The 7,411-nt window shown below is 74.7% G+C and carries 7 protein-coding genes; 4 read left to right on the top strand and 3 right to left on the bottom strand.

Annotated elements, in window-relative coordinates:
• Positions 1-272: 272 nt before the first annotated feature.
• From ACFVHV_RS35050 to ACFVHV_RS35035, 4 genes are all read left to right on the top strand, one after another.
• Entirely contained in the window at positions 273-893 is a 621-nt protein-coding gene (locus tag ACFVHV_RS35050) for a SigE family RNA polymerase sigma factor (RefSeq protein ID WP_380356810.1), read from the top strand.
• Positions 890-1,594 (top strand): hypothetical protein, encoded by a 705-nt coding sequence (locus ACFVHV_RS35045; protein WP_380356807.1) that lies wholly within the window; start codon positions 890-892, stop codon positions 1,592-1,594. Before ACFVHV_RS35050 ends, ACFVHV_RS35045 begins: the two co-directional genes overlap by 4 nt.
• A gap of 171 nt (positions 1,595-1,765) precedes the next feature.
• On the top strand, positions 1,766-2,383 hold the full coding sequence (gene thpR / locus ACFVHV_RS35040) for an RNA 2',3'-cyclic phosphodiesterase (protein WP_359899148.1): 618 nt from the start codon (positions 1,766-1,768) through the stop codon (positions 2,381-2,383).
• A gap of 102 nt (positions 2,384-2,485) precedes the next feature.
• Positions 2,486-2,932: a VOC family protein gene (locus tag ACFVHV_RS35035; RefSeq protein ID WP_380356804.1), complete on the top strand. Its 447-nt coding sequence runs from the start codon at positions 2,486-2,488 to the stop codon at positions 2,930-2,932.
• Between the two features lie 109 nt (positions 2,933-3,041).
• Here the strand turns inward: ACFVHV_RS35035 and ACFVHV_RS35030 are convergent, their stop codons facing one another.
• From ACFVHV_RS35030 to ACFVHV_RS35020, 3 genes are all read right to left on the bottom strand, one after another.
• Positions 3,042-3,794 carry a hypothetical protein gene (locus tag ACFVHV_RS35030; protein ID WP_359899144.1) on the bottom strand — a complete coding sequence of 251 codons (753 nt, stop codon included), beginning with the start codon at positions 3,792-3,794 and terminating at the stop codon, positions 3,042-3,044.
• Between the two features lie 95 nt (positions 3,795-3,889).
• Entirely contained in the window at positions 3,890-4,060 is a 171-nt protein-coding gene (locus ACFVHV_RS35025; RefSeq protein WP_359899142.1) for a hypothetical protein, read from the bottom strand.
• Complete coding sequence (locus ACFVHV_RS35020; RefSeq protein ID WP_380356800.1) at positions 4,057-7,320, bottom strand: AAA family ATPase; 3,264 nt, start codon at positions 7,318-7,320, stop codon at positions 4,057-4,059. Before ACFVHV_RS35020 ends, ACFVHV_RS35025 begins: the two co-directional genes overlap by 4 nt.
• Positions 7,321-7,411: the final 91 nt, after the last annotated feature.

The raw sequence follows: 7,411 nt of genomic DNA, 5'->3' as shown, positions 1-7,411 counted from the left end.
CGCGCCCCTTCCGGTGGGTGGGTTTCGCCCCCGGGGGGGCGGGGGGGGGGGGGCCCCCGGCGCCCCCCCCCGGGGCACGCCCGGCCGTCGATCATCGGCCGTCGGCCGTCGTCGGCGCCGACAACCCGACCGGCTCGACCCTTCGTGAGCCCCCTACTGTGCTCGACGCCCAGGTGAATTCGACGCCTGCGTGCAACCCTTGCGGCGGTGCGGCGGTGAGTAGGGCAGAGCGACGGTCCGGTCGGGTCGTCGCGTGGACGAAGAGGAATCGGATGACCGCGAGCGCATTGCACATCCCGGTGGAGGACCGGCCCCGGCCCGGCACGGCACCGGCTTCCGCGGGCGGCCCCGGCCTGCGGGAGCTCGACTTCGAGGGGTTCGCCGCCACCCGCTGGCGGCGCCTGGTACGCACCGCCTACCTGCTCACGGGCGACTACCACGAGGCCGAGGACGTGGTGCAGGCGACGTTCGCGAAGGTCTTCAGGAACTGGTCCCGGATCAGCCGCCTGGAGGAGCCGGACGCCTACGTCCACCGGGCCCTGGTGAACAACAACCTGAGCCGTCACCGGCGGCGCCGGGTCAGGCAGCTGCTCGTGCCCGTCCTCCCCGATCGGGCGCACACCGCGGGCGGCGGCCACCGCGACGTCGAGGAGCGCTCGGTGCTGCTCCAGGCGCTGGCCGAACTGCCGCAGCGCCAGCGGGCCGTGGTCGTCCTGCGCTACTGGGAGGACATGAGCGAGTACCAGGTCGCCGAAGTGCTCGGCTGCTCGCTCGGCAACGTGAAGAGCCAGGCCAGCCGAGGCCTGGCGAAACTGCGCAGCCACCCGGTGCTGGCCCCGTACGCGGCGGGCACCGGTTCGACGATCGACGGCACGGACGGAGGCAACAGGTGATGGACACCGAGGACATGGTGCGCGGCGCCCTGCGGGACGAGGCGGCCCGGGTCGCGGTGGCGGACTGGTCCGCCGGGCCCGCGCAGGTCCACGTGCGCCGGCAGCGGCGGGGGCGCCGGATGGCGGTGGGCGCGTCGGCCGTGGTGGCCGCGCTCGCGCTGGTGGCCGGTACGGGGGCCGTCCTGTCCGCGCAGGGCGGGGACCGGGCCGTCGGGCCCGCCTCGCAGGCCCCGCCGGCACCGGCGGGGCCGGCCCCCGAGGCCCTGGTGGTGGAACCCGGCCAGCAGCTGCCGCTGGGCCGCCCGGACTGGTGGATGCAGCTGAAGGACCAGGAGATCTGCATCCACGACGCCCCCGCGTACAAGAGCGGCCCGGGGTGCTCCGGACACTCCTGGGCGGGGGGCACGACCGAGATCACCATGCAGTACTACGGGAACCCCCCGCAGCACCAGGAGGGCCTGTACAACCTCGTCTACCACGGTCCCGGGCAGGTCGCCCGGATGGCCATCGAGGTGGACGGCCAGGCGTACTGGGCCACCGTCGCCTCGCTCCCCGGCGAACCGGGCTACGCCACCGGCTACGTCTGGGGGCCCAGCCAGAAGGCCGCCGACGGCCCGGGCGCGCACCCGCTGGAGGGCATCAGGCTCGCCGCGTACGACGCCCAGGGGAAGGTGCTGGCGAGCAAGACGCTGCCGTCCTGACCGGACCGGCGGCGCGGTGGTGGAGCCGGCCGCTCGTCGAGCGGCCGGCTCCGCACGCTTCGGCGCGGCTCTGCGCGGCTCTGCGCGGTTCAGTGCGGTTCGGCATGGTTCCGCATGGTTTCGTACGGTGGAGTCGAGGGCGCCGCCGACCCTCGGCTACCCTCCCCCCTCGTGGACGATCACCCCGCACCCCCGACCCTGCGCGTCTTCGTGGCGCTCGCCCCGCCCGACGACGCCAAGGACGAACTGGCCCGGGCCCTGCGGCCCGCATATGCCGGGTACCCGCGGCTGCGGTGGAACCGGATCGAGGACTGGCACATCACCCTGGCCTTCCTCGGCGAACAGCCGTCCACGGCGGTGCCGCTGCTGCGATCGGCACTGGCCGACGCGGCCGCGTCGCACCCCGCCCTGCACCTGGGCCTGCGCGGCGGCGGCCACTTCGACCAGCGACTCCTGTGGACCGGCATCGACGGGGATCTGGAAGGACTGCACCGGCTCGCCACCGACGTCCGGGACGTGGTCGGGTCCTGCGGAATCGCCTTCAGGGACCGGCCGCTGCGCCCCCACCTGACCCTGGCACGCGCCCGCCGTGACGACCCCGCCAGCGTGCCGCAGGCCGCGGCCGGGCTCGCGGGATTCGTGGGCCGGCCGTGGCGGACCGAACGCCTCCACCTCGTCGGCAGCAACATCGGCCGCGGCCCCGGGCCGATCCACTACCGCGACATCGAGGCGTGGCGGTTGGGCGCCGCCGTCCAGGCCCTCGGCGGCGGCTCCCTCGCCGAGCCGTAGCCCGCGGGCCCGGGGGCCCGCAGGTCCGCGGGCCCGCAGGTCCGCGCCCCGCGAGTCGCGACTCGCGGCGCGGCTGTCGGAGGTGCGCAGTACGGTCCTGTCATGGCAGCCAGAATCGATCTGACCCTCGACTGCGCGAACGCACCGCTCCTCGCCGCGTTCTGGAAGACGGCACTGGGCTATGTCGACGAGCCGCCGCCCGCTCCCTTCAAGACCCGCGAGGAGTGGCTCGCGCAGTTCGACCTGCCGGAGGACGACTCCGCGGACGACGGGGCGTGGCTCTGCGACCCCGATGGCGTCGGCCCCCGCCTGTCCATCCTCAAGGTCCCCGAACCGAAGACGGCGAAGAACCGGCTCCACATCGACGTCCGGGTGCCGGGACACGGCAGCCCCGGTGAGCGGTGGGCGCGGATCAAGGCGGAGTCCGAGCGGCTGGTGAAGGCGGGCGGGGCCGTCCTGCAGGAGTTCGACGGGCACCACGTCGTGATGGCCGACCCGGAGGGCAACGAGTTCTGCGTCGCCGCAGCCGCAGCCGCAGCCTCGGCCTGAGGCCCGCAGGGCCGGGGAGCCGGGCACGCGCGCCGAGGACGGTGGATCCGACGCGGCGCCCGACGGTCACGGCCGGCCGGCTCCGGCGGTGCGCAGTGGGGGAGTGCGGTCAGCGGCCGGCCAGGTGGCGGGAGATGAGATCGACCTCCTCCAGCTGGGCGGTGGTCAGGCGCCGGGCTTCCCGGACGACCGCGGCCACGTCCGCGGCCCGGGAATGGAGCGGCGGCAGGTCGTCCGGCAGGCGCATGCCGCCGACCGCCGCCAGGTCGGGCGCGGGGATGCCGAGCACTCCCGCGAAGCCGGCCACCAGCTCGGGGGTCGCTTCGGTGGTGCCGCGGCCCACCCCGCCGATCGTGGACGGCGACAGATATATCCGCCCGTCGGTCACCGCGTACAGGGCCTTCGCCGTGCACGTCCACTTGAGGTTCCGACTGTGCGCGAGCTCAAGGAGCACCGCCCCGAACCCCGGTTCGTACCGGTGGTACGGCCGGTCGATCCCGCCCCGCCCCTCCCGCCGCACCAGGGGCTGCGCCCGGATCGCGTCCAGTAGCGGACGCCGGTTCTCGGCGGGCATGACCATCGTGTTGTGAACGACGGGGCCGACCGACCAGTGCGGATTGCGGGTGACCGGCGTCAGGTCGTCGGGCACCGGCTGCCGGGCAAGGACGAACAGGTCGGCGGCGTGCAGCCCGAGCACCGGCGCCAGGCCCCTGAGCAGCTGTCCGGTCGGCACCCGCCCGTCGAGTACGGCCCGCAGCTCCGTCGGGTCGGCGCCGGCCGCCGCCGAGAGCGCGGCGGCGTCGATCGCCCGACGGTCCGTCAGGTGCGCCAGCAGCGCGCCGAACTCCAGTACTCCGGTCATTCCGCCAGCGTATCCACCTGCGCGGAGCCCGCCCGGCGCGCGCCCGCTGCGGTCGCTCCGGCGGCACACCGTGGTTGCCGGTACGTGCCTACGGCCTACGGCCGGTACCGCTCGGCGAGGTCGCCGTAGCCGCCCGCTGTCCAGACCGCCTTGCGGAACTCCGCGAGGCCGAGCGGCCCGGTGCCCTGTCCGGCGGTGGGCGGGAAGTGCGCGGTGCCGCAACGGGCGCAGTACCAGGCCTGCTGTCGGCCCGTCCCCCTGATCACCCGTCGGCCTGCGCGGCGGCCAGCACCTCGCGGACGGTGGTGACCCACTCGTGGTCCTCACCGACCCGGGACGTCAGCGCGTCCAGGGTGTGTTCGAACGCCACCACCGCCTCCTCGCGTCGGAGCAGGCCGAGGCCGAGCCGGCACTGGTCCCGTCGGAAGGCCGTCATCAGGGCTTCCGGGTGGTCCGGGCCGTACTCCGCGCTCTCCCCGGCGAGCACGGTCTCGTACAGCCGCAGGGCCTCGGCGCGGTCACCGTGCAGTCGTGTCAGCCGTGCCAGGCACAGGGCCGCCTCGCGGCTCTGCTTGTCCGCCGGGCCGAGGACGTCGGCGTACGCGTCGGCCACCTGCCGCAGCTCGTCGATCGCCTCGGTGTGCCGCTGCTGCTTCTCGAACAGGTGGGCCAGGCAGTGGCGCTCGGACAGGACGACGGAGTCCATGCCGTCCACGGACTCCAGGCGGATCGCGAGCACCGCACGGATCTCCCGTTCGGCCTCCTCCCTCCGGCCGCCCTTGCTCAGCAGGTCGGCCCGCTCGTGCCGGAGCCGGAGCGCACTCGTGAGGACCGGCGCCGGCACCGGGCCCCTGCCGTCCAACGACGACAGGGCCCCTTCGTACTCGGCGAGCGCGTCGTCCCGCCGCCCCTGGTGGACGAGGTTCTTCGCCAGGCAGCTCGTCATGTTCCAGTACAGCTCGTATTCCTGGGCACCGGCACGTTCGAGGTCCTGCAGCACCGACCGGTACTCCATCTCCGCCTCGGCCCACCGCTGGGCGGCGTCCAGGGCGTGGGCCATGTGATGCCGGTCCTGCAGCGGCAGGAAGTGGTGGTCCGACGCCGACCGGCTCCGGGTGTGCTCGATCAGCTGCCGGTACTCCTCGTCGGCGCCGCTCTCGCCGTGGCCGCGTTCCGCGATCAGATGGGCGAGCGTCCCGTGCACCAGCAGCGTGTACGGATCGGTGGCACCGAGCGCCCGGCGGCAGTCCGTCAGGAGCTCGCGCAGCTCGGCCTCGACCTGGGCGTCCTCCTCGGGCCGGCAGGAACGCCGGGCGGTCGCGACGTCGTGCCGGGTGATCAGCGTCTCGATGTGGTCCGCGCCGAGCTGCGCCGTCTGCTCGGCCAGCAGCCGCTCGAACTCGCCCAGGTGTTCCTCGTCGTACCCGCGGGCCGTGGTCAGCTGGGACAGCGCTCTCTGGGTGAGCAGCGTGTACGGGTCGTGCGGGCCGAGCACCCGACTGCGCAGCAGCCGGATGGCGTGCAGTTCGGTCACCAGCTCCGCCTCGGACAGCATGCCCAGGGAGAATCGGTGACCGGCCAGGTTGAAGCGGGTGATCAGGGTCTCGGGACTGTCGGCCCCGAGCGTCTGCGCCTGCCGGGTGACGATGTGTTCCAGCTCCCGCAGCTGTTCCTCGCCCCGGAGTGCCCGGTTCCTGTCGGCGAGCACCGCGCGGTGACGGATCGACAGCCGGAGCGGGTGGTCCGGGGGCAGGAAGGCCGCGCGCCGTTCGAGGAGGCCGGCCAGTTCCTGGTCGGCCTCCGCCCCCGCGAAGACCTTGAAGGCGAAGCCGCCGAGCCCGACCCGCAGCAGGGGTAGCAGCACGGCGTCCTCGTCACCGCCCGGTGCCGCGGCCAGCGCGGCGACGACGTGGGGGAAGAGCAGCCGCCACCAGAGCCAGTTCCCGGGCTGCTCCGGGGCGCGGGCCGCGCCCCGTTCGAGGATTTCCGCGGCCGCCCGCCACACGGCTGTCCGGTCCTCTGCCGGGCCTTCGGCCAGCCGCAGGGCGTTGGCCTCCAGCACCAGCCGGTGGCTGGCCAGGCACGGTATGGGGTCGTGCCCGTCGGACGAGCCGCCCGACCCGATGTCCACCACGTCGAGCAGGCCCAGGTCGATCAGCGCCTCGATCGCCCGGTCCACCCGCTCCGCGTCGGCTCCCCGGGCCGTCGCGCCCGGGAGCGGCAGCGGGTCGATGTCGAGCAGTCCCACCGGGAAGGGGGTCAGGGCGCAGCACGACAGCAGGCGCATCAGGGACCGGGCCTCGGGCAGCCGTTGCTCCTCCAGCAGGTCGAGGGAGAGTTCCCAGGTGCGTCCGATCAGCCGGCGGTGGAACTGCTCGGTCCCGGCGTCGTCGCCGCGCCACGTCCCGCCCTGGTCCAGGAAGCCGGCCCCCGCCTCGCCCAACGCCTCCGCGTAGGCGGTGAAGCCGCGGACCCGGCCGCCGGGACGGCCGTCCCGGTGCCGCAGCAGCCCGGCGCCCCGCGCCGACCTGGCCAGGTACGATCCGGCGAGCTTGAGCGCCAGCGGCAGCCCGTCGAGCCGCTGGGCCAGGACCATCGCCTCGTCCGGATCCCCGGCCTCCCCCGCGAGGTCCAGCAGGACGTCCCGGCCGTCGGCCGGGACGAGCACGCCGACCCGGTGGGTGTCGGCCTCGTGCCCCCAGATCCCGGGGCTTCCCACCCGGGTGGTGACCACGGTCATCCCGGCCCGGCTCGAACGCAGCCAGCCGGTGCCGTCGCCGGGCGCGCCGCTCTCCGCGGCCAGCCACGAGGGCTCGTCGACGTTGTCGACCACCAGCAGCCACGGGTGCTCCGCGCCGTCCAGCTCCCGCCAGACCAGATCGGTCGCGCTGATCCGGCCGGCCCAGGCCGCCTCGATCTCGTCCGGGGCCGCGCCCGACTCGCGCGCGACCTCCCGCATTCCGGTGACCAGGCGGTCGGGTGAGGAGGCGGACACCCAGTACACCCGGTAGCCCCGGTCCCGGGCCCGGCGGGCGAGGTGCAGGGCCAGCGTGGTCTTGCCGCAGCCGCCCATGCCGTGGAGGATCTGGGGCCGGCCGTCGCCCTGGGACAGCCGGGTCTCCAACAGGTCCAGCAACTCGTCGCGTCCTCGGACCCGGGGCGGCAGTTCGCCGTACGGCGGGCGGATGGAGAAGGTGCCGGGGCCGGCGGGCCGGGACGGCACCGGCTGGGCCCGCACGGGGTCGCCACCACCCCTGGCCGCGTGCTTCGCCGCCTCCAGGGCGTCCCCGGCGGCCTTGTGCGCGTCGGCCCAGTCACGGTTCGGAGCGGCGTCGCATCCGAGCAGCAGGGCTTTGAGCGTCTCCCAGGTCGGGACGCGCTTGCCGGTCAGCACGTCCGACACCGTGCTCTTGCCCACGCGGGTGCCGGCCGCCAGATCCCGCACGCCGGAATAACCGGCCGCCCGCGCCACCTCGCCCAGCCGGCCCGCCAACTCCCGCACCGGCTCTGGCGCGTCAGCGTCCACCTCACCGAAGCCCACTGCCACTCCCTCCCGGCCGATCGATGTGTCCCGAGCGTACGGCGTCGGTGTCCGGTCGGACGTCCCCGGGACGCCG

Source organism: Kitasatospora sp. NPDC127116, from assembly GCF_042677365.1.
In the GTDB taxonomy this organism is placed as follows: domain Bacteria; phylum Actinomycetota; class Actinomycetes; order Streptomycetales; family Streptomycetaceae; genus Kitasatospora; species Kitasatospora lactacystinica.
Note: the sequence above shows the minus strand (reverse complement) of the source record. Positions and strands in the feature narration are given on the sequence as shown.